Genomic DNA, 26,310 nt, shown 5'->3' on the forward strand with positions numbered 1-26,310 from the left:
GCAACCGCCCGCTCACCTTCCCCGGGCGGTCACGTTCTGTCGGCTGGCCGTGCTCCAGGCGACGGAACGTGACCACTCGGCGTCCGGGCGACGGGAAGTCATGACCGACCGACACCCCGTCTCCGCACCGACACCCCGTCCCCGCGCCCGACGCAGAACGGCCCCGCACCGAACCGGTGCGGGGCCGTACTCGTACGCGACGTCAGCGGCGGCCGACGGCCTTCCACGCGAGGGGCAGGATGCCGGCCGCGATGAGGGCCTTGGCGATGCCGCCGACGATGAACGGGTACAGGCCGGCGGCGAGCACCGACTGCAGGTCGTTCGGTGCACCGAGCTGACCGAGCGCCATGGCCAGGTACGGCAGGCCGGTCACGAACGGGATGGCACTCGCGAGCAGCATCGCGACCGCCGCACGGCCGACGTTGCGGTCCCAGTTGCGACGGGCGAGCCAGCCGACGAGCCCGGCGGCGGGGATGAACCCGATGACGTAGCCGAAGCTCGGCAGCGCGAGGGCCTGCAGCCCGCCCTGCATGTCGGCGAAGAACGGGGCACCCGCGAGTCCCGCGACCGCGTAGACGAGCAGCGAGAGCATGCCGCGGCGGGCACCGAGCGTCGCGCCGACGAGCACGACGGCGAGCGTCTGCCCGGTGATCGGGACCGGCCACATCGGGACCTCGAGCTGCGCCATCGCGGCGGTGAACAGGGCTCCGCCGGCGACGAGGGCGGCGTCGGTGGCCAGCCCGTGCGTGCGCAGACGGTCGGCGAGGACTGCGCGGGGAGCGAACCCGGTGGCGTTCGTCATGGATTCTCCTAGAATGGACTGCTGGTCCCGTTTCGGAACCATCGGTCCCGTCAGCGTAGCGGTGCACCTCACGCACACACCGTTGTGCAAACCCACCAACTGATTGGACGTCCACTGTGCTTGCCGTGCACGAACTCGAGATCCGCGTCGGAGCTCGTCTCCTCATGGAGGACGTGTCCTTCCGTGTCGAGAAGGGCGACAAGATCGGACTCGTCGGCCGCAACGGCGCGGGGAAGACGACGATGACGAAGGCCCTCGCGGGCGAGACGCAGCCCACCGGCGGCAAGATCGAGCGCGGTGGTGAGATCGGTTACCTGCCGCAGGACCCCCGCTCCGGCGACCCGGAGGAGACCGCGCGCAAGCGCATCCTCGACGCCCGCGGGCTCGGTGAGCTCGTGGAGGGCATCCGCCTCGCGACCCTCGACATGGCGAGTGACGACGCGGCCGTGGCCGAGAAGGCGATGCGGCGCTACAGCCGCCTCGACGACCAGTTCAACGCGCTCGGTGGCTACGCGGCCGAGGCCGAGGCTGCCTCGATCGCGTCGAACCTCAAGTTGCCGGACCGCATCCTCGACCAGCAGCTCAAGACGCTCTCCGGTGGTCAGCGCCGTCGCATCGAACTCGCCCGGATCCTGTTCTCGGACGCCGAGACGATGATCCTCGACGAGCCGACCAACCACCTCGACGCCGACTCCGTCGTGTGGCTCCGCGAGCACCTGAAGACCTACCCCGGCGGCGTCATCATCATCTCCCACGACGTGGAGCTCGTCGACGAGGTCGTGAACCGCGTGTTCTACCTCGACGCCAACCGCCAGACCATCGACATCTACAACATGGGCTGGAAGCTGTACCAGCGACAGCGCGTCGCCGACGAGGATCGCCGTCGCAAGGAGCGCGCCGGCGCCGAGAAGAAGGCCGCGACCCTGAAGGACCAGGCCGCGCGCTTCGGTGCCAAGGCGTCCAAGGCCGCGGCAGCGCACCAGATGGTCGCCCGTGCCGACAAGCTGCTCGCCGGCCTCGAGGACGAGCGCGTCGCCGACCGGGTCGCGAAGATCCGCTTCCCGACGCCGGCTCCGTGCGGCCGCACCCCGCTGATGGCCGAGGGGCTGTCGAAGTCCTACGGGTCGCTCGAGATCTTCGCGGGTGTCGACCTGGCGATCGACCGCGGTTCGCGCGTGGTCATCCTCGGGTTCAACGGTGCCGGCAAGACGACGCTGCTGCGCATCCTGGCGGGTGCCGACCAGCCCGACACCGGCGAGATCCAGCCCGGGCACGGTCTGCGCATCGGGTACTACGCGCAGGAGCACGAGAACATCGACATCAACCGCACGGTGATCGAGAACATGGTGTCGGCGTCGACCGACCTCAACGAGACCGAGGCCCGTCGGGTGCTCGGGTCGTTCCTGTTCACCGGCGACGACGGCTACAAGAAGGCCGGCGTGCTGTCCGGTGGCGAGAAGACGCGTCTGTCGCTCGCGATGATCGTCGTCTCGGGTGCGAACGTCCTGCTGCTCGACGAACCGACGAACAACCTGGACCCTGCATCGCGCGAGGAGATCCTCAACGCACTCGCCGGGTTCGAGGGCGCGGTCGTCCTGGTGTCCCACGACGCCGGTGCGGTCGAGGCACTCAACCCCGAGCGTGTGCTGCTCCTGCCGGACGGCACCGAGGACCACTGGAACAAGGACTACGCGGAGCTCATCGAGCTCGCGTAGCTGCCGCGCGGGTGGTCGGGCGAGGCCCGTCCGCACGGTGCCGTGTTCGCGGGCCGGTGCGGCGTTGCGTGCTGGGTGCGCGCTTGTTGCGCGGCACGGTGCGTGGAAGCGCGCACGGGGCTGCGAGGTGCGCACGGTGCGGACGGGAGGCGCGGTGCCGGTCGTGCGCCGTGCCTCCCGTCCGCACGGTGCCGCGTTCGCGGGCCGGTGCGGCGTCGCGTGCTGGGTGCCCGTTTGCGGCGCTGCGCGGTGCGCGGAAGCGCGCACGGGGTTGCGGGATGCGCACGGTGCGCTGACGCGCACGCTCGGCCGCGCGTCAGCGACGCGACGCGAGCAGCTCGTCCTCGATCTCGGCGTCGGTCTTCGGCTTCGCGTTCTTGCGGCGTTCGCGCTCCAGGGCACGCTCGCGTTCCTCCGGGTCGTCCTGGTTGAGGTTCCGGTACTCCTGCACCATCACGTACGCCAGGAACCCGAAGCCCCCGGCGGCGAACAGGAACCACTGGACGAAGTAGCTCATGTGCAGGCCGGTGTCGGCGTTCGGACGCTCCCAGCCGAGCGGGCGTGCCTCCGTCGGGGCGGGGGACTCCGACGCGAGTTGACCGTAGGCACCCGTCCAGATCGGGTCGTCGACCTTGTCCGCGACGTCGGCCAGGGTGACCGACTGCACCTGGTCGGTGTCCTTCGGGTCCGAGCGGCCGGGGATGCGCGGTTCGCTCTCCTGCAGTCGGACGATCGCGGTGACCTCGCCGGACGGGGGAGCGGGCACGTGGTCGGGGGCGTCCTGCGTGTTGCCGGTCGGCACCCATCCGCGGTCGACGACGAAGGCGCGCCCCTCGGGTGTCACCAGCGGCGTCAGGACCTCGAACCCGGGCTGGCCGTTGTGCACGCGGTTGCGGACGAGCAACTGGGAGTCGACGTCGTACCGGCCGGTCACGGACACCCGGAGCCACTCCTGCTCGTCCTGCCAGCTCGACGCCTTCGGCAGCGCCTGGTCGAGCGGGACCGGGGTGTGGTCGTAGTTCTGGGCGACCTGCTCGTTCTGCCGGACGGCCTCGTTCCGGCGGTCCCACTGCCACATGCCGAACAACGCGCACACGATGGCGAAGGCCACGGCGATCGCGAAGTAGCCGAGCCAGCGACGGCTGCGGACGAACCGCCAGCCGACGAAGGGCTCGTTCGCGTGGCGACCGGACTCGCCCGACCCGGAGTCGTCAGCCGGGCCGGAACCAGCGGCGCGCTGCAGCTTGGCGGCGTGCTTGCGGCCGTAGCGCGACTGCGGGTCGAAGCCCTCGGTCATCGCGAGGTGCCGGTGGAGCGCACCCCGACGTCGTTCTTCGGCGTCGCGGTCGGGTCGCGCTCGTCGTCGAGGCGGTCCACGTCCTCGTGCATGCCCGTGACGCGCACGGGGAAGGATCGGGATCGCAGGTAGTCGGCCAGGAAGTCGCGGTGCTCCTCGCACGCCGCCCAGATCTTCACGCGGTCGATCGCGTGGATCCGGGGGTTGCGCCAGTTCACGCGCCAGCCGGCCGTCGAGGTACAACCGGCCCGTGAGCACACCGGGGTGGACCCGGGTTCGGTCTGCAGGTCGAACGTCGCACCCATCAGCGGGGTCCCCACATCTTCGATCGGTCGCCGTTGCGCTGCCACTCGTCCTGCGCGTGCTGCGCCTGCTGGCGGAGGCGGTCCTGCTCGTCGCGGTAGGCCTGGGCCCGGGCGTCCTCCTGCTGTTCGCGGAGACGCGGGTCGACGGCGTCGTAGAGCTCGATCGATCCGGCGGGGGAGATCATGTCGCTCTCGGTACGGCTGCCGGCGTTCGCGATGACGACGGCGACCCACGGGATCACCGCGGCGAGCACGATCGGGATGACCGCGAGCCACGAGTGCCAGATGGAGTAGACGAGCACGGCAGAGATGAACAGGACCACCCGGATCGCCATCTGCCACACGTAGCGGGACAGGCGGTGCGCCCGGTCCTGCTCCGGTGAATCCGGCAGCGAGGTGATGCTCGTGTGCGTGCTCTTCATACAGATGGTCTCCGTCTACCCGTGGTCAAGCCTAATCCCGCGTGGCCGATCGTGGGTCCGCCGCGCGCGAACCGGCGGGGTGGACTGCTCCGGTACGCTCGTCCGGGCGTGTCAGCCGGACCTCCGGCACGGCGCGCCGAGCAGATCCCACCGAACGGAGCGACCATGAGCACCCCCCGTACCGTCCTCATCACCGGCGGCAACCGCGGCATCGGCCACGCGCTGGCCGAGCGGTTCGTCGCAGCCGGCCACCGGGTCGCCGTGACGTCGCGCAGCGGGCAGGGCGGGCCAGAGGGCGCGCTGACGGTGCAGGCCGACATCACCGACACGGCCTCCGTCGACGCGGCGTTCACCCGGGTCGAGGCCGAGTTCGGACCGATCGAGGTGCTCGTCGCCAACGCCGGAATCACGAACGACCAGCTGCTCCTCCGCATGTCCGAGGACGACTTCACCAGCGTCGTCGACACGAACCTCACGGGCACCTTCCGCGTCGTCAAGCGCGCGACGAAGGGCATGATGAAGGCGAAGTTCGGCCGCATCGTGCTGATGTCGAGCGTCGTCGGCGCCTACGGCCAGATCGGGCAGGTCAACTACGCCTCGTCGAAGGCCGCCCTCGTCGGCATGGCCCGGTCGATCACCCGTGAGCTCGGTTCGCGCGGCATCACCGCGAACGTCGTCGCCCCCGGCTTCATCCAGACCGACATGACCGCGGCGCTCTCCGACGAGCTGCAGGCTGAGTTCAAGAAGGCGATCCCGGCCGCCCGCTACGGGACGGTGGACGACGTCGCCGACGCGACGCTGTTCCTGGCGAGCGACGGCGCCGGGTACGTCTCCGGCGCGATCATCCCCGTCGACGGCGGCCTCGGGATGGGGCACTAGCCGACGCTCGCCGACGTCGTTCCGCGCCCAGCGACACCTCACGGGCCTTCGTGCGCGTGAGGTGTCGCTGAGCGCGAAGAACCGGCGCGTCGGACGCTCGGAGCCGTCAGCCGCGCAGGCCGAGCGTCGCTAGGACAGCGGACAGGTCCCGGTCGACGACCGCGACGTCCGCCTGCTCCCGCACGCGGGGCTTCGCGTCGAACGCCACCGACAGGGCGGCGACGCGCATCATCTCGAGGTCGTTCGCACCGTCGCCGATCGCGACGGTGCGCGACGGGTCGACCCCGTCGGCAGCCGCCCACTCGCGGAGCGCGACGGCCTTCGCGTGTGCGTCGACGACGTCGCCGAGCACCCGACCGGTCAGCACGCCGTCGGTGACCTCGAGGCGGTTCGCCCGGCAGTGGTCCAGGCCGAGTCGCGCGGCGAACGGGTCGAGCACCTCGTGGAACCCGCCGGACACGACACCGACGGTGCCGCCGGCGGCGTGCACGCCGCGGACGAGCTGGTCGGCGCCCCGCGTCACACGGACCGCCTGCTGCGCGCGCACGAAGACGTCGGTCTGGAGGCCCGCCAGGGTCGCGACACGCTCCCGGAGGCTCTCGGCGAAGTCGAGCTCCCCACGCATGGCGCGCTCCGTGATCGCCGCGACCTGTGGCCGGGTCCCGGCGCTGTCGGCGAGCAGCTCGATCACCTCGTCCTCGAGGAGGGTGGAATCAGCATCGAGGACGACGAGGAAGCGGGGCACGTACCAACGGTACCGATTGATGGAGGCACGGCCGCGTCCGTGACGCGAGCCGTGCCTCCAGTGTGTTCCCGGCTGTCGACGCTACGCGTCGACGCGGACGCCCTTGCCCACCACGGTGATGCCGGACTCGGTGACGGTGAAGCCGCGCGCCTCGTCGGCCTCGCGGTCGACGCCGACCTGCGCACCCGGTGCGAGGACGACGTCCTTGTCGAGGATGGCGCGGTTGACGATCGCCCCGGCGCCGATGGTGGCACGCTCGAACACGATCGAGTCGAGGACCTTGGCACCGGAGTCGATCGAGCACCAGGGCCCGATCATGCTGCGCTCGACCTGCGCACCCGACACGAGGCAGCCGAGTGAGACGAGTGAGTCCACCGTGGAACCGGTGTTGCCGTTCGCGTCGCGGACGAACTTCGCCGGCGGCAGGTTCGTCTGCTGGTTGAAGATCGGCCAGTCCTGGTTGTACAGGTTGAAGACCGGGACCGGGGCGATGAGGTCCATGTGGGCGTCGAAGAACGAGTCGATCGTCCCCACGTCGCGCCAGTAGTACTTGTCGCGGTCGGTGGAGCCGGGGACCTCGTTGCGCTGCAGGTCGTACACGCCGGCGTCGCCGCGGTTCACGAAGTCCGGCACGATGTCGCCGCCCATGTCGTGGGCCGAGGTCTCGAGCTGGCCGTCCCGCAGGACCGCGTCGACGAGGGCGTCGGCGTTGAACACGTAGTTGCCCATCGAGGCCAGGATCTCGCCGGGGGAGTCGGCCAGGCCGATGGCGTCCTTCGGCTTCTCGAGGAACGCGTCGATCTTGGTCGGGTCGTCCTCGGCCACCTGGATCACGCCGAACTGGTCGGCGAGTCCGATCGGCTGGCGGATCGCCGCCACGGTGGCGCTGCGGCCGGAGGCGATGTGCGCCTCGACCATCTGGTGGAAGTCCATCCGGTACACGTGGTCCGCGCCGACGACGACCACGATGTCGGGGCGTTCGTCGCGGAGCAGGTTGAGCGACTGCAGGATCGCGTCGGCCGAACCGGCGAACCAGCGCTTGCCGAGCCGCTGCTGCGCGGGGACGGACGCGACGTAGGAGCCGAGCAGCCCCTCCATGCGCCACGTCTCCGCGACGTGCCGGTCGAGACTGTGCGACTTGTACTGCGTCAGGACGACGATCTTCTGCAGACCGGAGTTGACCAGGTTCGACAGTGCGAAGTCGATGAGACGGAAGTTGCCGCCGAACGGGACGGCGGGCTTCGCGCGGTCGGCCGTGAGCGGCATGAGTCGCTTGCCTTCGCCGCCGGCGAGCACGATGCCGAAGACCTTCTTTGGTGCCATGCCGCTCACAGTAGGCGTCAGCACTGGGAACCGGTTACGTTGAACCAGTGCGAGTCGATCTGCTGACCAGGGAGTATCCGCCGGAGGTCTACGGCGGAGCGGGTGTCCACGTGTCCGAACTCACCGCCGCGTTGCGGTCGGGGACGGACACGGAAGTCCGTGTCCGGGCCTTCGGGGCCTTCCGTGACGAACCCGACGTGTGGGGCTACCGGACCCCGGACGGCCTCGGCCAGGCGAACGGCGCGCTGCAGGCGCTCGGCACCGACGTGGCCATCGCGGCCGACGTCGAAGGTGCCGACCTCGTGCACTCGCACACCTGGTACGCGAACTCCGCGGGCCGGATCGCGCAGCTCACCTACGGCATCCCCCACATCGTCACCGCCCACAGCCTCGAGCCCCTGCGCCCGTGGAAGGCCGAACAGCTCGGCGGCGGCTACCGCCTGTCCAGCTGGATGGAGCGCGAGGCGTTCGAACACGCCGACGGGGTCATCGCGGTCTCCAAGGCCATGCGCGCGGACATCCTGCGCTCGTACCCGTCGATCGACCCGGCGAAGGTGCACGTGGTCTACAACGGCATCGACATCGACGCGTGGAAGCCCACCGTCGACGAGGACGCCGTGCGCGCCCTCGGCATCGACCCGACGCGCCCGAGCGTCGTGTTCGTCGGACGCATCACCCGCCAGAAGGGCCTGCCGTACCTGCTCCGCGCGGTGGCGTCGCTGCCGTCGGACGTGCAGATCGTGCTGTGCGCCGGCGCGCCGGACACCCCCGAGATCCTGGCCGAGGTCACCGAGCTCGTCGAGGGACTCCGCGCGGAACGCGAGGGCGTCGTCTGGATCGACCGGATGCTCGCGCACCAGGAGATCGTGAACGTGCTGTCCTCGGGCACCGTGTTCGTGTGCCCGTCGGTGTACGAGCCGCTCGGCATCGTGAACCTCGAGGCCATGGCGTGCGGCATCCCCGTCGTCGGCACCGGCACCGGGGGCATCCCCGAGGTCGTCGCCGACGGCCTCACCGGTCGGATCGTCCCGATCGACCAGGTGCAGGACGGCACCGGCACGCCGACCGACCCCGACCGCTTCGTGGCCGACCTCGCCGCGACCCTCACCGAGGTGCTCGCCGACGAGGGTCTCGCGAAGCTCATGGGGCGTGCCGGGCGGCTCCGTGTCGAGACCGAGTTCACCTGGGATGCGATCGCCACCAGGACACGGCACGTCTACGACCAGGTGCTCGGCCAGAACCCGTAGGCTGGTCGCATGCCCTCGGTCGTGCGCTTGTCAGACGTCTCCGTGGTCCGCAACGGGGCCACCATCCTCGACGCGATCTCGTGGGAGGTGCAGGACGACGAACGCTGGGTCGTGCTCGGTGCGAACGGTGCCGGCAAGACCACGCTGCTGCAGGTCGCCGGTGCCCAGACGTTCCCGACCTCGGGTGACGTCGAGGTGCTCGGCACCGAGCTCGGTGGCGCCGACCTGTTCGAGCTCCGTCCGCGCATCGGCTTCGCGTCGACCGCCCTGGCGCGGCGCATCCCGGTGACCGAGAAGGTCATCGACGTCGTGCTCACCGCGGCGTACTCGGTCACGGGTCGCTGGAACGAGGAGTACGAGGAGCTCGACGTCCGCCGCGCGCAGCGCGTGCTCGAGGAGTGGGGCCTGGGGTCCTTCACCGATCGCACGTTCGGCGAGCTGAGCGACGGCGAGCAGAAGCGCGTCCAGATCGCCCGTGCCGTGATGACCGACCCCGAGATCCTGTTCCTCGACGAACCGGCCGCGTCCCTCGACCTCGGCGCCCGCGAGAGCCTGGTCCGCACGCTCGGCGGGTACGCCCAGAGCGCGGACTCACCGGCCATCGTCATCGTGACCCACCACGTCGAGGAGATCCCGGCCGGGTTCACGCACGCGCTCGTCCTCGCCGACGGCCACGTGCAGGCCGCCGGTCCGATCGACGAGGTCCTCACCGACCAGACCCTGACCGAGGCGTTCGGCATCGACCTCTCGGTCACGAAGGACGCCGGTCGCTACACGGCACGCGCCGCGTAGCGCTGCGATCCCGCCGTCTCTCTGGTATCGTGGACGGCTGGCGCAAGCCGACGACTTCCCGCGCAGTTCGCGCAATCCCACCACCGCTATCGAGGAATCTCCATGAAGACCGACACCCACCCCGAGTACCGCGCCATCGTCTTCCGCGACCTGGCTTCCGGTGAGACGTTCCTGACGCGTTCGACCGCGAACAGCAACAAGACCATCGAGCTCGACGGTGCGACCTACCCGGTCATCGACGTCGAGATCTCGTCCGCGTCGCACCCGTTCTACACGGGCAAGCAGCGCATCCTCGACTCGGCCGGTCGCGTCGAGAAGTTCAACCAGCGCTTCAAGGGCTTCAGCAAGTAAGCAGCCCCGCAGCACGGAACGGGCGGTCCTCCTTCGGGAGGGCCGCCCGTTCGCGTTGTGCAGCCAGCGTCCTGACCGCAAGACACCGGTGTCCGTGCGTCGAACCGCGGTCTGCGGGTGTTCAACGCGCGAACACCGGTGTTTTGCGAAGACGGGCAGCGCGAGGGGTCAGGCGCCGTTGCGGTGGGGCCAGCGGCCGTCGGCGATGAACGAGGGGTCCCGCTTCTTGCGCATGTAGTCCTGGAACGAGGTGGCCTGCTCGGCACACCAGCCGACCTGCTTGCGGTGCAGCTCTTCGGCGGAGATGCCGAGCTCGTCGGGGTACTTGCCGGCGATGGCCTGAGCGACACGCCCGGCAGCGATCGCGTCGGCACCGGCGTCGTGCGCGTCGTCGAGGGTGACGCCGTACAGCTCGGACGCTGCCTCCAGCGTGCGCTTGCCCTTGCGGAACGTGTCGAGCGCCTTGTCGATCACCAGAGGGTCCACGACGTTGCCGATGACGGGTGAGGCGAACCCGTGTCGCTTGGCTTCGCGGTCGAGCACGGTGAGGTCGTACGGGGCGTTGTAGATCACCAGGGGGATGCCGCGGGCGAACACGGCCTCGATCGCGGCGATGATCTCGGCCACGACCTCGGCCGCAGGACGCCCTTCGGCCTGGGCTCGCTCGGTGGTGTACCCGTGCACCGCCGCTGCGCCCTCGGGGATCGGGACACCGGGGTCGGCGATCCACGCGCCCTCGACGATGGAGGCCCCGGTCATGTCGATGAGGCCGACGTGGGCCGTGACGATGCGGGCCGTCTCGACGTCGACCCCGGTGGTCTCGAGGTCGAAGACCCCCAGAGCGTGCCACCAGGGGCGGCCCGTGAGGTCCTGGGACGGAGCGGGCGCGTCGAGCTGTGCTGTGGGGAACGTCACGCGGTCAGGCTAACGGGACGCACCGACACCCCCGACTACCGGGTCGGCGCGCCGACGTGCAGCCAGTAGAACGACTGCGTGCCCATGGTGAGTGTGACGTTGCCGTCCTCGTCGAACGACGGGAACGAGCCGCCGCCGAACAGGTCGTACAGCGGCCGCCCCGCGAACTCCGGAGCGGACACCGTGACCGAGGTCGGGTTCGTCGCGAACGAGAACACGCACAGGACGTCCTCGGCGGAGGGGCCGAACTGTTGGCCGGAACCCTCCCACGAGCGGACGAAGGCGAGCACGGAGTCGTTCGAGGTCTCCTGCACGTGCAGCGTGCCGAGCCCGAACACCGGGTGCGCCTTGCGCGTGTGGATGACGTTGCGGACCCAGTGCAGCAGCGAGCGCGACTGGGCCAGCTGCGCCTCGACGTTGACCTGCGCGTAGTTGTAGACGAGCGACTGGACGACCGGCAGGTAGAGCTTGCCCGGGTCGGCGGTGGAGAAGCCCGCGTTCCGGTCCGGCGTCCACTGCATCGGCGTGCGCGACGAGTCGCGGTCCGGCAGCCAGATGTTGTCGCCCATCCCGATCTCGTCGCCGTAGTACAGGAACGGCGAGCCCGGCAGCGAGAACAGCAGCGCGTGGATGAGCTCGAGCTCGGCGCGCGAGTTGTCGAGCAGGGGAGCGAGGCGTCGCCGGATACCGATGTTCGAGCGCATCCGCGGGTCGTATCCGTACCAGCCGTACATCGCCTGGCGGTACTCCTCGCTCACCATCTCGAGCGTGAGCTCGTCGTGGTTGCGCAGGAAGACGCCCCACGCCGCGCTGGCCGGAACGTCGAGGGTCTCGGACAGGATCGCCTTGAGCTCGGCGGCGTGCTGGGCACGGAGCGAGTAGAAGATGCGGGGCATCACCGGGAAGTCGAACGCCATGTGGCACTCGGGCTCCTCGTCGGTGCCGAAGAACGCCGCGGTCTCGCGCGGCCACTGGTTCGCCTCGGCGAGGAGCACCCGGCCGGGGTACTCGTCATCGACCATCGCGCGGAGCTTCTTGATGAACTCGTGCGTCTCCGGCTCGCCCTCGCCGTTGCCCTCTTCCGACTCGAACAGGTAGGGGATCGCGTCGAGCCGGAGCCCGTCCACACCCATGTCGAGCCAGTGCCGGACGACGTCGTAGATGGCCTCGATGACCGCGGGGTTCTCGAAGTTCAGGTCGGGCTGGTGCGAGAAGAACCGGTGGAAGAAGAACTGGCGCCGGACCGGGTCGAAGGTCCAGTTGGACTCCTCGGTGTCGACGAAGATGATGCGGATGTTCGAGTAGTCCTCGTCGGTGTCCCGCCACACGTAGAAGTCGCCGTAGGGGCCGTCCGGGTCCTCGCGGGACTGCTGGAACCACTCGTGCTGGTCGCTGGTGTGGTTGATCACCATGTCGATCACGATGCGCATGTTCCGCTCGTGCGACTTCGTGACGAGCTCGCGGAAGTCGTCGAGCGTGCCGAACTCGGGCAGGATCGCGCGGTAGTCGGCGATGTCGTAGCCGCCGTCGCGCATCGGTGACTGGAAGAACGGCGGGAGCCACAGGGCGTCCACACCGAGCCACTGGAGGTAGTCGAGCTTGCCGATGACGCCCTGGATGTCGCCGATGCCGTCTCCGTTGGAGTCGACGAACGACCGGATCATGCACTCGTAGAAGACCGAGCGCTTGTACCACTGCGGGTCGAGCGTCAGGCCGGGCAGCTGGATCGGGGCTGTGAAGGTCACCGTGCTCCTCGTCGAAGGTCCACGGACCGGTCGACGGCCCGCCCCGGACACGATAGGCGCGAGATGCTGCGGGTGTCCGGGTTTTCGTGCGGTTGGCTCCCTAGACTGGCGCGGATGCAACCGCCCGTGCTCTCCCCGTACCAGTCGCTGATGGCCGCAACCCCGGTCGTGCACCGGGCCGTCCAGGTCGACGGCCGGACCACCCACTACTGGGTCTACGGGCCTGAGGACTCGGATCGCACGGTCCTCGCGGTGCACGGGTTCCGCGGCGACCACCACGGGCTCGAGACGATCGCCGCGCACCTCGAGGGCGTCCGGGTGATCGTGCCGGACCTGCCCGGCTTCGGCGTGTCCGATCCGCTGCCGGTGTCCGACATCGACGCGTACGTGGCCTGGCTCACCGGCTTCCACGCCGCGCTCGGGCTCGGGCGCGACACGGTCGTGCTCGGCCACTCGTTCGGGTCGATCGTGGTGTCGGCCACCGTCGCCGCCGGACTCGACACCCGGCTGCTCGTGCTGGTCAACCCGATCGCCGCCCCGGCCCTGCAGGGTCCGCGCGCCGTCGGCACCGCGATCGCCATCGGGTACTACCGCGCCGGCGCTGTGCTGCCGAAGCCGATCGGGCTCGGGATCCTGCGGAACGCCGCGATCGTCCGGGCGATGAGCATCGCGATGCTCAAGTCGAACGACCCCGCGATGCGACGGTGGGTGCACGACCAGCACGACCGCTACTTCTCGGCCTTCGCGAACCGGACGAGCGTGCTCGAGGCCTTCCGGACGTCCGTCACCCACGACGTGTCCGAGTACGCCGACCGCATCGGCGTGCCGGTGCTGCTCATCGCGGCCGAGCACGACGACATCACCGCGGTCCCCGAGCAGCGCGCGCTGGCCGAGCGGCTGCGCGACGCCGAGCTCGTCGTGATCCCGGGCGTCGGACACCTCGTCCACTACGAGACGCCGGCACCGGCCGCGGCGGCGGTGCTCCGCCGGATGGCGGACACCCCCGGACGTGCCGGACGTGCCGGGCGCCCTGGACGCGGGGCCGCTGCCAGCGGGAGCCGGTCGTCCGGGGCGGGGCGGGCCTCCCGGAAGGCGGACGCGTCGTGACGCGCCTGCGCATCGGCATCGACTGCCGGTACGTCCGGATCGGCCGGCACGACGGCATCAGCCGGTTCACCGCCGGGGTCGCGGCGCACCTGCCGGACCGGCACGAGTACGTGCTGCTCGTCAGTGACGAGCGCCAGCTCGAGTCGCTGCCGCGTGGGCTGCCGTGGGAGCTGCTGCCCGCGCCGACGGACGCGGGGGAGCCCCTCGTCGCCCGGCGCGTCAACCGTCTGGGGCTCGACGCGGTGTTCTCGCCGATGCAGACGATGGGCTCGCGGGGGCGCGGGTACGCCCTCGTCCTGACGCTGCACGACCTGATCTACTACCGCAACCGCACGCCCCCGCGGGACTTCTCGTGGCCGCTGCGACTCGGCTGGCGGGCGTTCCACCTGTCGTGGGTGCCACAGCGGTTCCTGCTGAACGGTGCCGACGCGGTCGTGACCGTGTCGGAGACGACCGCCGGGCTGATCGCCGAGCACCGGCTCACGAAGCGTCCGGTGACGGTCGCCCACAACGCTGCGGACCCGGCGTCGCCGCGGGTGTCCGGCGCGCGGCGCGAACGCTCCCTCGTCTACATGGGCTCCTTCATGCCGTACAAGAACGTCGAGACCCTGGCGGCAGCGCTGCCGCTGCTCGGCGCGGACTGGACGCTGCACTGCATGTCGCGGGTGTCCGACGCCGACCGGGCTCGGCTCGAGGGACTCGCACCCGCCGGGACGATCGTGTTCCACGACGGGGCCACCGACGACGAGTACCTGTCGGTGCTCCGTTCGGCCACGGCGTTGGCGACGGCGTCGTACGACGAGGGGTTCGGCATCCCGCTGGTCGAGGCGATGGGGGTCGGGACGCCCGTCGTGGTGAGCGACATCCCCATCTTCCGGGAGATCGGCGGCTCCGCTGCGGAGTACTTCGACCCGGACTCGCCGTCCGCCGTCGCCGCTGCCGTGCGGCGGGTCGAGGAGCGGTGGGACGAGGCTTCGCGGCAGTCGCTCGAGCGTGCCGCGCGGTTCCGGTGGCAGGACTCGGCGGAGCAGGTCGTCCGGGCCGTCGAGCGGGCCGTGGCGGACCGGCGGGCCCGGGCGCGGGGCCGCCGCCGCAGCCTGGCGGACCGTCAGGCGTAGGCGCGGTGCCGCGGCCGCTCGCCTACTCGGGCGCGAGCACCTGCACGTCGGCGCCCGGGAACACCTTCTGCGTCTCCTCGGTCACCCGCGCGACGATGGGCGGCACCGCGGCGCCCCGTCCCGGCGTCCGCGCGACGACCGCCTGGTCACCGTCGTCGTCCGATGCGTCGCCGCCGCGCTCCCACGAGCAGCGGACCTCGGTGACCCCGCCGATGCGGTCGAGGGCGTCAGCCAGTGCCAGGCGCTTCGCCGCGACGGCGCCGGCCCCGGTGACGCCCACCTCGAGGTTGCCGAGGTCGGCGATGGCGACGACCCGGACTCCGTTGCCACCGGCCTCGTCGGCTGCGCGGCTGATCGCCGCGACCAGGTCACGACGGGCGCCGCGGTCGAGCGTCGGCTCGGCGCGGACGGTGGCGACGGCGTCGTAGCTCGCGAACGCGGTCTTCGATGCGGCGTGGTGCCGTACCCCGAGGACCCCGGGCAGGTCGGCGACCCGGTCGTCGAACCGGTCGAGCGCGACGTCCGGGTTGGGGAAGACCCCGCCGATGCCGTTCTGGACGCTCCCGATGATCGAACCGAGCACGACGGCGATGACCGCGGCGACGGCCAGGGTGCTGGCACCGATCACGAACCACGTCCGGGTGCGGAGCCGGGTCGGGACGCTCGCCGTCTCCGGTCCGAACACGCGGTCCAGGTCGTCTGCCTGCTGCTCCGGGGCACGCCGACCGTACCGGTCGGTTCCGTCGTCGGACATGTCGCTCCCCTCACACGCGTGTGCGGGCTGGTCGGGTCCGTCGGAGCCTAGTCCCTGGTCAGGCCCGGCGTTCGAGCGGGTTCTGGTACTCGAAGGCCGAACCACCGGTGACCTCGGAGACGTCGTCGATCGGGTCGTCGAACCGGACCAGTTCGGCGTGGAAGCGTTCCGGGTCCCAGCGGAACGAGTGGATCGAGCCGTTCCGGATCGGGGTGTGGCGGCGGTCGGCGGTGCCCGGCGCTGCGGCGTTCACGACACTGCGGATCACGGCACCGTGCGTCGCGACCACGACGACGCCCGCGTCGAAGCGCACCGCGATCTCGCCGAGCGTCTCGGTGACGCGGGCGAGCAGGGCGGAGCGGGATTCGCGACCGGGGATGTCGTCGTGCGGGTAGCGCGCCGACACCTCGTCGTCGGTGAGCCCCTCGGCCTCGCCGTAGGAGCGCTCGGCGAGCCCCGGGTACGTCGTCGGCACGTCGAGCCCCAGACGATCGGCGATGATCGCCCCCGTCTCGGCCGCGCGCGAGAGCGGCGACGCGACGACGGCGTCGAAGTGTCTTCGCGCCAGGAGTTCGGCGGCCTCGGCGGCCTGCCGTCGTCCGGTGTCGTTGAGCGGGATGTCGGTGGAACCCTGGATGCGGCGCTGCGCGTTCCAGTCGGTCTCGCCGTGGCGGACGAGGTACAGGAGGGTCGTCACCTGACGATCTTCGCAGACGCGCCCCGCGCGCCCGTCCGGCGGACGTGACCCGCGCGCCCGTCCGACACGACCCGCGCGCCCGTCCGACGCGACCCGCGCGCCCGTCCAGCCGATGCGACCGGCTAGTCGGCGGATGCCACCGCGCTGAGTCGCTCCGCCAGGTGCACGAGCGTCTCGGTGGTGCCGGCGTCGATCTTCACGGCCGCGCGACGGTCGCTCCGGGTCTCGCCACGGTTCACGATCACGACGGGGTTCTTGCGCCGGGCGGCGTGGTCGACCAGGCGCACGCCGGAGTTCACGGTGAGGGACGACCCCACCACGAGCAGCGCATCGGCATCCGCCACGATCGACACCGCCTCACGGAACTTCTCGGCCGGCACGAACTCGCCGAAGAACACGACGTCGGGCTTGAGGTCGCCGCCGCACACCGAGCACGCAGGCACGACGAACCGTTCGACGTCGGTGATCTCGACGTCGCCGTCGGGCTGGAGCTGCACCGATCCGGGCTCGTCGATCCAGGGGTTCGCCCGGTCGATGGTGGCGGCGAGGTCGGAGCGGGAGAAGACCTGTCCGCAGGTCAGACAGACCGCGCGGTCCATCGACCCGTGGATCTCCACGACCCGGCGGGACCCGGCGCGCAGGTGCAGGCCGTCGACGTTCTGCGTGATGACGCCGGCGACGATCCCGGCGTCCTCGAGGGCGGCGAGCGCCCGGTGCCCGTCGTTCGGCACGGCCGCTGCGAAGCTCCGCCAACCCAGGTGCGATCCGGCCCAGTAGCGCTGGCGCTTGGCGGGGTCGGCCAGGAACTCCTGGAAGGTCATCGGCTTCCGCACCACGCGACCGGCGCCGCGGTAGTCCGGGATGCCGGAGTCGGTGCTCAGACCGGCTCCGGAGAGCACGGCGATGCGCTTGCCCGCGAGCACCTCGACGACGCGGTCGAGGTCGTCGGCGGTCGAGGTCGCAGCATCATCCAGCACCCTGTTCACGGTACCCTCAACACCCGACCGCCCCGGGCACTTCCCGAACCGGCCGAACCGGCCGAACCGGCCGAACCGGCCGAACCGGCCGAACCGGCCGAACCGGCCGAACCGGCCGAACCGGCCGTGCCGCCGAGCCGGCCGTGCCGCCGCGCACCGGCCGAACCGGCCAGCCACCACCCGCACCACACCGAATCGAGCCCCGTGCACCCCGTCCGCATCGACTCCCTCGACGACCCGCGCCTCGACGACTTCGCCCGGCTCACCGACGTGGCGCTCCGCCGGGTCTCCGAGCCCGAGGGTGGCCTGTACATCGCCGAGTCGAACACGGTCATCGAGCGTGCGGTCCGCGCCGGGCACGTGCCGCGGAGCATCCTGGTGCAGGAGAAGTGGCTCGACAGCGTCCTGCCCCTGGTCGCTGACCACGACGGCCCCGTGTTCGTCGGTGCCGACGCCCTGCTCGAGGAGCTCACCGGCTTCCGCATGCACCGCGGGGCGATCGCCGCGATGCAGCGCCCCGAGCTGCCGAGCGTCGCCGACGTGGTGCGGGACGCGAAAGTCGTCGTCGTGCTCGAGGACATCGTCGACCACACGAACGTCGGCGCCGTGTTCCGGAGCGTCGCCGGCCTCGGTGCCGACGCCGTGCTGGTCAGTCCGCGCTGTGCGGACCCGCTCTACCGCCGCAGCGTCCGGGTGAGCATGGGCACGGTCCTGCAGGTGCCGTGGACCCGCATCGGCGACTGGCCCGCGGCTGGCGAGGAACTCCGCGAGCAGGGCTTCCACCTCGCCGCGATGGCGCTGACCGACGAGTCGATCGACCTCGACGCCTTCGTGGCGGACCTGCCCGACAAGGTCGCGCTCGTGATGGGCACCGAGGGACAGGGGCTGACACCGGCCGCGATCGCCTCGTCCGACACGACCGTCCGGATCCCGATGGCGCACGGCGTCGACTCGCTCAACGTCGCCGCGGCGAGCGCCGTCGGTCTGTGGGCAGTCACCCACGCCCGGCGGCTCGCCTCCTAGCGCACCACCGAGACCCTCGGGAGGCCCGGGGCGGCCTGGTCCGGCAGCATCTGTCCGGCACGGATCACCAGGGCACGGTCGGTGGCCGGCCCGCCGACCAGGCAGACGCCGACGGGCGCGCCGTCCACGGTCAGCGCCGGTGCGCTCACCGCGGGCAGGCCGCCGATGCTCGCGAGCGCCGTCATCGCCGTGGTGGCGGTCCGGGTGCGCTCGAGCGCCGGGGCGTCGGCCCGGAGCAGCGGTGCGGGTCCCGGCACGGTCGGGAACAGCAGGGTCCGACCGGCGACGGCACCGCGGATCGTCGCACGCACCTCGTCGAGCCGTGCCACGGCGTCGGCGGTCGCGGCGGGGTCGTTCGCTCGGGCCGCCGCGAAGCGGTCACCCACGACGGCGCTCAGGGCACCCGGGTGGGCGTCGATCCAGTCGCCGTGGGCAGCGAGGGCCTCGGCCGCCTGCACGAGCCGCATCTGCTCCTGCAACACTGCGGGCGCGGGGACGCCGAGGTCGGTCAGCCGGACGGTGGCGACGGGTTCGCCGAGCGTGTCGAGGAACGTGGTGAAGGCCCGGGCGACGTCCGGTTCGACGAGCGCGACCAGTTCCTCGGGGACGACGAGCACGGTCGTGTCGACCGCCGCTCCCGGCCCGGGCGGCGGGACGGTGGCGTCGAGGGCAGCGAGCAGGACCTCGGCGGTCCGGGTTAGCCAGCCGACGGTGTCGAACGACGGCGCCAGGGGGAGCAGCCCGTCGCGGGACACGGTGCCGTGGGTCGTCCGGAGGCCCCAGAGCCCCTGGTACGAGGCTGGGACCCGCACCGATCCCGCCGTGTCCGTGCCGATCCCGATCTCGGCCGTCCCGAGGCCGACGGCCGATGCGGAGCCGCTGGACGAGCCTCCAGGCAGTCGGGTGGGAGCCGCGCTGTTCGGCGGCGTGCCGTGGTGCGCGTTCCGGCCCGTCAGGTTGTAGGCGAACTCGTCGGTGCGCGCGATCCCGCGGATCGATGCGCCGGCGGCGAGGAGCGCGGCGACCGCTGCGGCGGGCGCGGCCTCGACCGGTGCCTCGCGCAGGTGGGTCGGGTTGCCGGCGCCGATCGGCTGGCCGGGGACGGCGTAGAGGTCCTTGACGGCGACGCTCAGGCCGTCGAGCGGCCCTGCGGCGGTGGGGGCGACGAGCGGATCGCCGACGGCCCGCCAGACGGTGGTGTCGACGGCCTTCGGACGGCCCGTGACGTGGGCCGCTTCGATGCGCCAGCCGGTGTCGCCGTCGCGGCGCCAGAGCTGGGTCTGGAGGCCCTGCCCACCCGCGGCGAACCGGGACACCGACACGACGAGGGCGCGGTCCTCGGTCAGGGGGCGGACCTCGACGTGCGTCAGCGACCGGGTCGCGACCCCACCCCGTGCCCCGCGGAACGCGCTGATCGCGTCGTGCCCGACGAGCAGGCCACGGTCGTCGCCGCGCATCGTGCCGGGGGAGTCGACGAAGGCGGCGTCGAGGGCGTCGAGGTCGTTCGCCAGCAGGGCGCTCTCGTAGGCGTCGAGGGCCTCGAGCAGGCCTTCGGGCACGGCGTCGGGCACGGCCGACGCTGGGGGCGTGGTCATCGGGCAGGCTCGTCGAAGTCGGCCTTGCGGATGCGGGCATGGACACCGGTGACCAGGTCCACCACCTGCGAGATGTTGAAGTCGGTCGCGGCGGACAGGTACGCGTACGCCAGGTGGCGTTCCATGCCCCAGCGCGCGCCGAGGATCGCGACGGCGTGCCGGACGCACTGCCGGACGGCCTCGTCGAGGTCGGGGTCCATGCCGGTGGGCACGAGGAACTCCTGCGTCTCGGCGACGGGCCAGACCAGGTCCCCGAAGCGCGCGGTGGCCTCGGCGGCCGGGGTCAGGTCGAAGCGGATCGTGGCGCGGAGCGAGGCCTCCATCGCGGTGAGCGCAACCTCGCCGTCGCCCTGGGCGAAGTGCGGGTCGCCGACGTGGGCGAGCGCGCCCGGGACGAGCACCGGCAGGTGCAGCTGTGCGCCGGCCTGCAGCAGGTTGACGTCGATGTTGCCGCCGTGGCGACCGGGCGGGACGGAGTGCAGTCGCTCCCCGGGGGTGGCGACGCCCATGATCCCGAGGAACGGGGCGAGGGGGAAGTGTGCGAAGCGGTCGCCGGCGGCGGTGAGCGGGATGCGGCCCCGCCGGCCCTGGTCGGTGTCCACGACGTCGGCGAAGACGCTCACCGTCGTGCCGTCGACCGGGAACTCGCCGTGCAGGGCGCCGCGTCCGTGCCGGTTCGACACGACGCCGTAGTGCACCCGGGGCAGGGTTTCGAGGATCGTCATCGTCAGCACGTCACCGGGACGGGCACCACGCACCGCGATCGGCCCGGACACCACGTGCGGTCCGTCCGACGCGGGGTCGCGGTGGCCGGAGCGGGCGATCGCGACGGCGTCGGCGAGGACGTGTTCCGGAGCGACGCCGTGGTCGCCGAACCACGCCACGGGGTCGCTGCCCTGGTCGGGGAGGATCCCCTCGTGGCTGACGGTGTCGATGGTGACCGACTCGCCGGGGGCGATCGTCAGGGCTGGGATGTCGCCGTCGCTCGGCAGTCGGCCCCACAGGGCGGTCTCCGGGTCGACGGGCAGGGCGTGGTCGCCGCGGACGGGTCCGGCGCCGGGCTGCAGGGTCGCCACCGCGGGGGCGGTGGTCTCGTGTGCGGTGGTCATCGGTCCGTCCTCCGTTCGACCAGGTGGGCCACGTCGGCGAGGTGGTCGGCCATCGCCCGCGTCGCGCCCTCGACGTCGTGCTCCCGGATCCGTTCGAGGATCCGCTCGTGCCACTCGAACGACGACCGACGCCCCTCGCTGGTGCTGTGCGAGCGGGCACGGACGTCCTGCACCCAGCCGCTGCTGAGCTCGCACAGGGACACGAGCAGGGGGTTGCCCGAGGTGCGGGCGACCTGCACGTGGAAGGCGACGTCCTGGGCGAGCGACTCCTCTGGGCTGAGCCCCGCGTGCGTCGCGGCGAGGATGCGTTCCAGGGTGAGCAGGTCGGCCTCGCCCGCCCGGGCCGCGGCGAGTCCGGCGACCTGCGGCTCCACGACGGTCCGGAACTCGGCGACGTGCTCGGCCCGGTGGTCCAGGTCGTCCCGGTGGTGGTCGAGCAGGGCGGACGCTTCCTCCGGCCGCGGCAGCACGACGGTGCCACGACCAGGGGTCCGGGAGACCAGGCGACGGCGCTCGAGCTCCTGCAACGCCTCGCGGATGGTCGTGCGGGACACGGCGAGGTCCTCGGCGAGCGTGCGTTCCGGCGGCAGCTTGTCGCCGGGCTGCAGGTCGTCGAGCACGAGCGTGCCGAGGTGGGCGGCGGTCGCCGCGCTCAGGGTCCGTCCACGGTGCATGCCCTCGACCGTAGGGCCGGTTGGTCTGCTTGGTTCATTGGTACGACCATCTTTTACACGGCCGTCACACGCGGCGTCGGAACCCGAAACACGGCGGGCGAATGGTGGAGCACGTCCCATCCGCACCGACCGGAAGAGGGGTTCGACGTGGACCTTGTCCTCACCAACGCACGGCTGACCGACGGTCGATCCGTCGACGTCACCATCGCCGACGGCGTGATCGTCAGCGTGGCCGACGCGCTGCCCGGTCCGGGCTCGGCGCACGGCACCGGCACCGTTGTTGCTTCCAGCCGCGTGGTCGACTGCGCCGGACGTGTGCTCATCCCCGGGCTCATCGAGGCACACCTGCACGTCGACAAGGCCCTGCTCGACCGGGAACGCCTGAACCCCGACGGCACCCTCGCCGGTGCCATCGCCGTCACGGGGGAGCTCAAGCGCGGCTTCACCCACGCCACCGTCCGAGACCGGGCCCGCACCCTGCTCGACCAGGCCATCACGAACGGCACCACGCTCGTCCGCGCACACCCCGACGTCGACCCGATCGTCGGGCTCACCGGCGTCGAGGTGCTGCTCGACCTGCGCGACGAGTACCGGGACGCCCTCGACCTGCAGATCGTCGCGTTCCCCCAGGAGGGCATCGCCAAGGCACCGGGCACCCTCGCGCTGCTCCGTCAGGCGCTCACCGCGGGGGCGGACGTCATCGGGGGCTGCGCCTACAACGAGCACACCCTGGCCGCGTGCCACGAGCACGTCGAGACCGTCCTGGAACTCGCCGAGGAGTTCGGGGTGCCGGCCGACCTGCACGCCGACTTCGCCGACGACACCTCCGACCCGCGGTACGCCCTCGCCGCGCACATCGCCGACCGTGTGACCGCCCGCGGGCTGCAGGGGCGGGTGGCGCTCGGGCACGTGACCTCGGTCGCGAGCCTGCCCCGCGGCGAGCGCCGGGCGTTGTTCGACCGTCTGGCAGCTGCCGGGGTCGCCGTCGTGCCGCTGCCCGCGACCGACCTGCACCTGGGCGGCCGGTCCGACGACCACGACGTTCGGCGCGGGGTCGTGCCGGTCCGCGAACTCTGGGACGCCGGGGTCACGAGCGCGTACGCGTCGAACAACGTCCGGAACGCCTTCACCCCGTTCGGCAACGCCGACCTGCTCGACGTCGGGCTGCTCCTGGCGCAGACCGGGCACCTGTCCGGCCCGGACGACCTGCGCCGGGTGCTCGCCATGGCGACCACGAAGGCGGCGGAGGTCGTCGGCGTCGCGGACACCCACGGCATCCGGCCCGGCGCCGCCGCCGACCTCGTCGTGCTCTCCACCACCGACCCGGACGGCGTCCTGCTCGACCGGCCGGACCGCGCCCTGGTCGTCAAGCGCGGCCGGGTCGTCGCCGAGACCACCCGGACCACCCGCCTCACCACCAGCCGCACCACGAACCGATCGAAGGAACTCAGCCATGCGTGAACGGATCCCGCACGAGATCGTCGCCTCGGTCCTGGCCGGTGCCACGGCGTTCATCGGGGGCAACGCCCTGCACCTGCCGACCTGGGCGATCTTCATCAGCTGGGCGGGGATGTTCCTGTTCGGCAGCAAGCCGACGCTGCGGAACGCCACGCGCCTGTGGGCCGCGATGCCGATCGGGTCGGCGTTCGGCCTGGTCATCGTCCTGCTCGACCAGCGGTTCGGCACGCTGTTCGGCGAGGGGCAGGCTGCGCAGAACACCGTGCTGGCGCTGCTCATCCTCGTCGTGAACTGCGCCCTGATGTACACCGGTCGCACGAAGCTGTTCGGGCTCGTCCCCGGGATGTTCCTCGGGTTCGCCTCGTTCTTCGCGACCTGCTTCGGCGGCTTCGGGTTCGACCCGGGGAACGCCTGGGCCGCCTGGGTGTCGGTCGTGCTGATGAACGCGCTCGGGCCGGTGTTCGCCTACCTGTCGCGTCGCCTGACCTTCGCGCGGCCCGAAACGGCCGACACGGTCGAAACGGCCGACCCGGTCGTCGCGACCGACGCCGGCGGCGCAGCGGCCCCGGCTCCTGCTCCGGAACGGCAGCCCGACCAGCCCGTCGCAGCCTCGGCCTAGGAGCGGACCGGTACGCTCGGGCCTCGTGTCACGAGTCGTCCGCCGCCCCCGTTCCGCCGTCCGGAGGCCGGTGACGATCTCGGTGGTCGCCGTCCTCGTCCTGGTGGCCGGGTACCTCGTCGCCGCGGCCGTCGTGCCCTTCGGTCCGGCGAACGCCAGCACCACCACCTACTCGGCGCCGGAGACGACCGTCCCGGCGCTGAGCTTCCCGGGGTACGGCGCGACGGCAGTCGAGGCCACTGACTTCCCGGAGAGCCTGCGCACCAGCGGCGACACGGAGCCCCGGTCGATCGCGAGCATCACGAAGGTCGTCACGGCGCTCGTGGTGCTCGACGAGAAGCCGATGGCCGCGGGGGAGTCCGGCCCGTCGATCCGCTTCACGAAGCAGATGGAGGGCCTGTACGCCAAGTACGCGGCGCAGAACGGCGAGGTCGCGCCGATGCCGGCCGGGCTGAAGCTCACCGAGCACCAGACGTTCCAGGTGATGCTCATGAAGTCGGCGAACAACTACGCCGGCGCGCTCGCCATCTGGGCCTTCGGGTCGATCGCGGCGTACGAGCACGCGGCGAACGACTGGCTCGACGAGCACGGCCTGGACGACACCACGATCCACGAGCCGACCGGCCTCGATCCGGACAACACCTCGACGGCCACCGACCTCGTCGAGCTCGGACAGCTCGCGCTCGCGAACCCGGTCGTGAAGGACATCGTCGGTACCCAGGACGTCACGATCCCGACGGTCGGCGAGATCGAGAACTCGAACAAGCTCCTCGGACTCGACGGCATCGAGGGGATCAAGACCGGCACCCTCGACGAGGCCGGCGCCTGCCTGCTGTTCGCGGCGACGTACGAGCGCGGCGGGAAGGACGTCACCGTCGTCGGCGTGATGCTCGGCGGGGTCGACCACGACTCGCTCGACGTCGACGTGCAGCGGCTGCTGCGGTCCGTGGCGGACAACTTCCAGGTGGTCACACTCGCCCACCAAGGGCAGACCTTCGGCACCTTCTCGACCCCGTGGCAGGACGAGGCCGACGCGGTCACGACGAAGGCCGCCGAGGTCCTGGTGTGGGGGAAGACCACGGTCACCGCGAAGGCGACGCTCGAGCAGGTGACCTTCGGCACGAAGGGCGAGCGCGTCGGGAAGGTGCGGTTCCGGATCTCCGACCACGACCCGGTGACCGTCCCGCTCGAACTCGCGCGCACCATCGACGACCCGGGCGTCTGGTGGCGCTGGACGAACCCGTTCCAGGGGTCGTGACGCCGGGCGCTCGTCGACCGTAGAGTCGGTCGGGTGACGACGATGACGACGTTCCCTCGGACCACCCCCGCCGCCCTCGGCATCGACCCCAGCGGCGTGCTCGACCTGCTCGACGCCCTGGAGTCCACCCCCGACGTGGAGCCGCACAGCATCATGCTGCTCCGGCACGGCCAGGTCGCGGCCGAGGGATGGTGGCAGCCGTACACCGCCGACCGCGTGCACCTGCTGTACTCGCTCAGCAAGAGCTTCACCGCGGCCGGGGTCGGGATCGCCGTCCGCGCGGGGCTCATCGACCTCGACGCGACCGTCCTGTCGTACTTCCCGGAGCTCGACGCCGACGTCACCGACGAGCGCAGCCGCCGCATCCGGGTCCGGCACCTGCTGGCGATGGCGAGCGGCCACCGCGAGGAGACGCTCGAGGGCGCCGAGGCCCTCGACCCGACGAACACGGTGCGCGGGTTCCTGCTGCTCCCGCCGGACGAGGAGCCCGGCACGGTCTTCGCCTACAACCAGCCGTGCACGTACACGCTCGCCGCGATCGTGCGGCGCGTGACCGGCGGGTCGCTCGTGGCGTGGCTGCGCCCGCGTCTGCTCGACCCGCTCGGTGTCGACGACCTCGCCTGGCGGCGCGACGACACCGGCGCGGAGCTCGGGTTCAGCGGGTGCTACGCCCCGACGGACGCGGTCGCGAAGCTCGGCCAGCTGTACCTGCAGGGCGGCGTCTGGGACGGCGAGCGCATCCTCGACGCGGACTGGGTCGAACAGGCCACGAGCACGCAGGTCGCCAACCCGGACGAGGGCAACCCGGACTGGTCGCAGGGGTACGGCTTCCAGTTCTGGATGGCCCGCCACGGTTTCCGCGGCGACGGCGCCTACGGTCAGTTCTGCGTCGTGCTGCCGGAGCAGGACGTCGTGCTCGCGATGACCGGACAGAGCCTCGACATGCAGGCGGTCCTCGACGCGGTCTGGGTGCACCTACTGCCCGCCGTCGACCGCCCGTCCGACGCGGGGTCGGACACCGCCCTGGAGGCGCGACTCGGCTCCCTGGGACTGCCCGCCGTGGTCGGTGGCCCGCTGCAGGGCCTCGCCGACGTCGGGCCGCTGGCGCGCGACGGCGACGGGTGGCGGCTCACGCTCGACGTCGACGGCGGCTCCCTGTCGGTGCCGGTCGGGCAGGGGGAGTGGGCCGTCGAGGGGCCGCTCGCCGCGAGCGGTGCCGTCGCGGACGACGGGACGGTCCGCGTCGACGTGCGGTTCGTCGAGACCCCGCACCTGGCGCACGTCCGGATCGACCCCGCCACGGGATCGACGACGACGAGCTGGCAGACCGAGCCGCTGCACGACGGACCGCTCACGCTGCGGCGCCCCGCGGACTGAAGGCCC

At 71.6% G+C, this 26,310-nt stretch carries 26 protein-coding genes; 12 read left to right on the plus strand and 14 right to left on the minus strand.

Going from position 1 to position 26,310, the window contains the following annotated elements; translation table 11 throughout:
* Window positions 1–202 precede the first annotated feature (202 nt).
* Window positions 203–802, minus strand: coding sequence for a biotin transporter BioY (locus KK087_RS13280; RefSeq protein ID WP_214565905.1), 600 nt, complete (start codon window positions 800–802; stop codon window positions 203–205).
* 116 nt (window positions 803–918) lie between these two features.
* Between KK087_RS13280 and KK087_RS13285 the strand changes: the two genes are divergently transcribed.
* Window positions 919–2,517, plus strand: a complete 1,599-nt coding sequence (locus KK087_RS13285; protein ID WP_214529728.1) for an ABC-F family ATP-binding cassette domain-containing protein — start codon at window positions 919–921, stop codon at window positions 2,515–2,517.
* A gap of 316 nt (window positions 2,518–2,833) precedes the next feature.
* Here the strand turns inward: KK087_RS13285 and KK087_RS13290 are convergent, their stop codons facing one another.
* Genes KK087_RS13290 through KK087_RS13300 form a run of 3 tightly spaced genes read right to left on the minus strand, consistent with a single transcriptional unit; the run spans window position 2,834 to window position 4,541 of the window.
* Window positions 2,834–3,814, minus strand: a complete 981-nt coding sequence (locus KK087_RS13290) for an SURF1 family cytochrome oxidase biogenesis protein (protein ID WP_214565907.1) — start codon at window positions 3,812–3,814, stop codon at window positions 2,834–2,836.
* Window positions 3,811–4,119 (minus strand): hypothetical protein, encoded by a 309-nt coding sequence (locus KK087_RS13295; protein ID WP_439647662.1) that lies wholly within the window; start codon window positions 4,117–4,119, stop codon window positions 3,811–3,813. Before KK087_RS13295 ends, KK087_RS13290 begins: the two co-directional genes overlap by 4 nt.
* Window positions 4,119–4,541 carry a DUF3099 domain-containing protein gene (locus KK087_RS13300; protein WP_214529726.1) on the minus strand — a complete coding sequence of 141 codons (423 nt, stop codon included), beginning with the start codon at window positions 4,539–4,541 and terminating at the stop codon, window positions 4,119–4,121. Before KK087_RS13300 ends, KK087_RS13295 begins: the two co-directional genes overlap by 1 nt.
* A gap of 165 nt (window positions 4,542–4,706) precedes the next feature.
* Between KK087_RS13300 and fabG the strand changes: the two genes are divergently transcribed.
* The gene (gene fabG / locus KK087_RS13305) at window positions 4,707–5,420 is read left to right on the plus strand and encodes a 3-oxoacyl-ACP reductase FabG (RefSeq protein ID WP_214545458.1); all 714 of its coding nucleotides are present in this window, start codon (window positions 4,707–4,709) and stop codon (window positions 5,418–5,420) included.
* Window positions 5,421–5,526: 106 nt separating this feature from the next.
* Here fabG and serB read toward each other — a convergent pair whose 3' ends face one another.
* On the minus strand, window positions 5,527–6,165 hold the full coding sequence (serB, locus tag KK087_RS13310) for a phosphoserine phosphatase SerB (RefSeq protein WP_214529724.1): 639 nt from the start codon (window positions 6,163–6,165) through the stop codon (window positions 5,527–5,529).
* An 81-nt stretch (window positions 6,166–6,246) separates the two neighbouring features.
* Window positions 6,247–7,488 (minus strand): glucose-1-phosphate adenylyltransferase, encoded by a 1,242-nt coding sequence (locus tag KK087_RS13315; protein ID WP_214565915.1) that lies wholly within the window; start codon window positions 7,486–7,488, stop codon window positions 6,247–6,249.
* A gap of 47 nt (window positions 7,489–7,535) precedes the next feature.
* Between KK087_RS13315 and glgA the strand changes: the two genes are divergently transcribed.
* The 3 genes from glgA (at window position 7,536) to KK087_RS13330 (ending at window position 9,878) form a co-directional block, all read left to right on the plus strand.
* Window positions 7,536–8,735: a glycogen synthase gene (gene glgA, locus KK087_RS13320; RefSeq protein WP_214565917.1), complete on the plus strand. Its 1,200-nt coding sequence runs from the start codon at window positions 7,536–7,538 to the stop codon at window positions 8,733–8,735.
* A gap of 9 nt (window positions 8,736–8,744) precedes the next feature.
* The gene (locus KK087_RS13325) at window positions 8,745–9,527 is read left to right on the plus strand and encodes an ABC transporter ATP-binding protein (protein WP_214529721.1); all 783 of its coding nucleotides are present in this window, start codon (window positions 8,745–8,747) and stop codon (window positions 9,525–9,527) included.
* Between the two features lie 102 nt (window positions 9,528–9,629).
* The gene (locus KK087_RS13330; protein ID WP_214529720.1) at window positions 9,630–9,878 is read left to right on the plus strand and encodes a type B 50S ribosomal protein L31; all 249 of its coding nucleotides are present in this window, start codon (window positions 9,630–9,632) and stop codon (window positions 9,876–9,878) included.
* 168 nt (window positions 9,879–10,046) lie between these two features.
* Here KK087_RS13330 and KK087_RS13335 read toward each other — a convergent pair whose 3' ends face one another.
* Both KK087_RS13335 and treS read right to left on the minus strand, forming a co-directional pair.
* Window positions 10,047–10,793 (minus strand): 3'-5' exonuclease, encoded by a 747-nt coding sequence (locus KK087_RS13335; RefSeq protein ID WP_214529719.1) that lies wholly within the window; start codon window positions 10,791–10,793, stop codon window positions 10,047–10,049.
* Between the two features lie 35 nt (window positions 10,794–10,828).
* The gene (gene treS, locus KK087_RS13340; RefSeq protein WP_214545459.1) at window positions 10,829–12,538 is read right to left on the minus strand and encodes a maltose alpha-D-glucosyltransferase; all 1,710 of its coding nucleotides are present in this window, start codon (window positions 12,536–12,538) and stop codon (window positions 10,829–10,831) included.
* Between the two features lie 114 nt (window positions 12,539–12,652).
* Between treS and KK087_RS13345 the strand changes: the two genes are divergently transcribed.
* Window positions 12,653–13,645, plus strand: coding sequence for an alpha/beta fold hydrolase (locus KK087_RS13345; RefSeq protein WP_250901105.1), 993 nt, complete (start codon window positions 12,653–12,655; stop codon window positions 13,643–13,645).
* A gap of 5 nt (window positions 13,646–13,650) precedes the next feature.
* Window positions 13,651–14,763 (plus strand): glycosyltransferase family 4 protein, encoded by a 1,113-nt coding sequence (locus KK087_RS13350; protein ID WP_214565974.1) that lies wholly within the window; start codon window positions 13,651–13,653, stop codon window positions 14,761–14,763.
* A 22-nt stretch (window positions 14,764–14,785) separates the two neighbouring features.
* Here KK087_RS13350 and KK087_RS13355 read toward each other — a convergent pair whose 3' ends face one another.
* The 3 genes from KK087_RS13355 to KK087_RS13365 all read right to left on the minus strand — a co-directional run bounded on the left by KK087_RS13355 (window position 14,786) and on the right by KK087_RS13365 (window position 17,191).
* Window positions 14,786–15,517 carry a hypothetical protein gene (locus KK087_RS13355; protein ID WP_214529717.1) on the minus strand — a complete coding sequence of 244 codons (732 nt, stop codon included), beginning with the start codon at window positions 15,515–15,517 and terminating at the stop codon, window positions 14,786–14,788.
* Window positions 15,518–15,575: 58 nt separating this feature from the next.
* Window positions 15,576–16,214: a histidine phosphatase family protein gene (locus KK087_RS13360; RefSeq protein WP_214529716.1), complete on the minus strand. Its 639-nt coding sequence runs from the start codon at window positions 16,212–16,214 to the stop codon at window positions 15,576–15,578.
* A gap of 122 nt (window positions 16,215–16,336) precedes the next feature.
* Complete coding sequence (locus KK087_RS13365; protein WP_214545460.1) at window positions 16,337–17,191, minus strand: Sir2 family NAD-dependent protein deacetylase; 855 nt, start codon at window positions 17,189–17,191, stop codon at window positions 16,337–16,339.
* A 204-nt stretch (window positions 17,192–17,395) separates the two neighbouring features.
* Between KK087_RS13365 and KK087_RS13370 the strand changes: the two genes are divergently transcribed.
* Window positions 17,396–18,214, plus strand: coding sequence for a TrmH family RNA methyltransferase (locus tag KK087_RS13370; protein ID WP_214565919.1), 819 nt, complete (start codon window positions 17,396–17,398; stop codon window positions 18,212–18,214).
* Here KK087_RS13370 and KK087_RS13375 read toward each other — a convergent pair.
* The 3 genes from KK087_RS13375 to KK087_RS13385 are packed head-to-tail and all read right to left on the minus strand — an operon-like array spanning window position 18,211 to window position 21,592.
* Window positions 18,211–19,809, minus strand: a complete 1,599-nt coding sequence (locus tag KK087_RS13375; protein ID WP_214565921.1) for an AtzH-like domain-containing protein — start codon at window positions 19,807–19,809, stop codon at window positions 18,211–18,213. The genes KK087_RS13370 and KK087_RS13375 overlap by 4 nt on opposite strands.
* Complete coding sequence (locus KK087_RS13380) at window positions 19,806–20,918, minus strand: acetamidase/formamidase family protein (RefSeq protein WP_214565923.1); 1,113 nt, start codon at window positions 20,916–20,918, stop codon at window positions 19,806–19,808. The genes KK087_RS13375 and KK087_RS13380 overlap by 4 nt, the downstream gene beginning before the upstream one ends.
* Entirely contained in the window at window positions 20,915–21,592 is a 678-nt protein-coding gene (locus tag KK087_RS13385; protein ID WP_214529711.1) for a FadR/GntR family transcriptional regulator, read from the minus strand. The genes KK087_RS13380 and KK087_RS13385 overlap by 4 nt, the downstream gene beginning before the upstream one ends.
* A 147-nt stretch (window positions 21,593–21,739) precedes the next feature.
* On the opposite strand from KK087_RS13385, the gene KK087_RS13390 reads away from it, so the two are divergent.
* From KK087_RS13390 to KK087_RS13405, 4 genes are read left to right on the plus strand one after another with little or no spacing between them, the layout of a single operon-like run.
* Window positions 21,740–23,053 carry an amidohydrolase family protein gene (locus tag KK087_RS13390; RefSeq protein ID WP_214565930.1) on the plus strand — a complete coding sequence of 438 codons (1,314 nt, stop codon included), beginning with the start codon at window positions 21,740–21,742 and terminating at the stop codon, window positions 23,051–23,053.
* A complete protein-coding gene (locus KK087_RS13395) occupies window positions 23,046–23,669 on the plus strand; it encodes a DUF1097 domain-containing protein (RefSeq protein WP_214565932.1) in 624 nt (207 codons plus the stop codon). Before KK087_RS13390 ends, KK087_RS13395 begins: the two co-directional genes overlap by 8 nt.
* Before the next feature lie 25 nt (window positions 23,670–23,694).
* On the plus strand, window positions 23,695–24,927 hold the full coding sequence (locus tag KK087_RS13400; protein WP_214565941.1) for a D-alanyl-D-alanine carboxypeptidase family protein: 1,233 nt from the start codon (window positions 23,695–23,697) through the stop codon (window positions 24,925–24,927).
* A gap of 42 nt (window positions 24,928–24,969) precedes the next feature.
* Window positions 24,970–26,304, plus strand: coding sequence for a serine hydrolase domain-containing protein (locus KK087_RS13405; protein WP_250901113.1), 1,335 nt, complete (start codon window positions 24,970–24,972; stop codon window positions 26,302–26,304).
* Window positions 26,305–26,310 lie beyond the last annotated feature (6 nt).

The sequence above is a fragment of the Curtobacterium aurantiacum genome (assembly GCF_018598555.1).
Classification (GTDB): Bacteria; Actinomycetota; Actinomycetes; order Actinomycetales; family Microbacteriaceae; genus Curtobacterium; species Curtobacterium aurantiacum.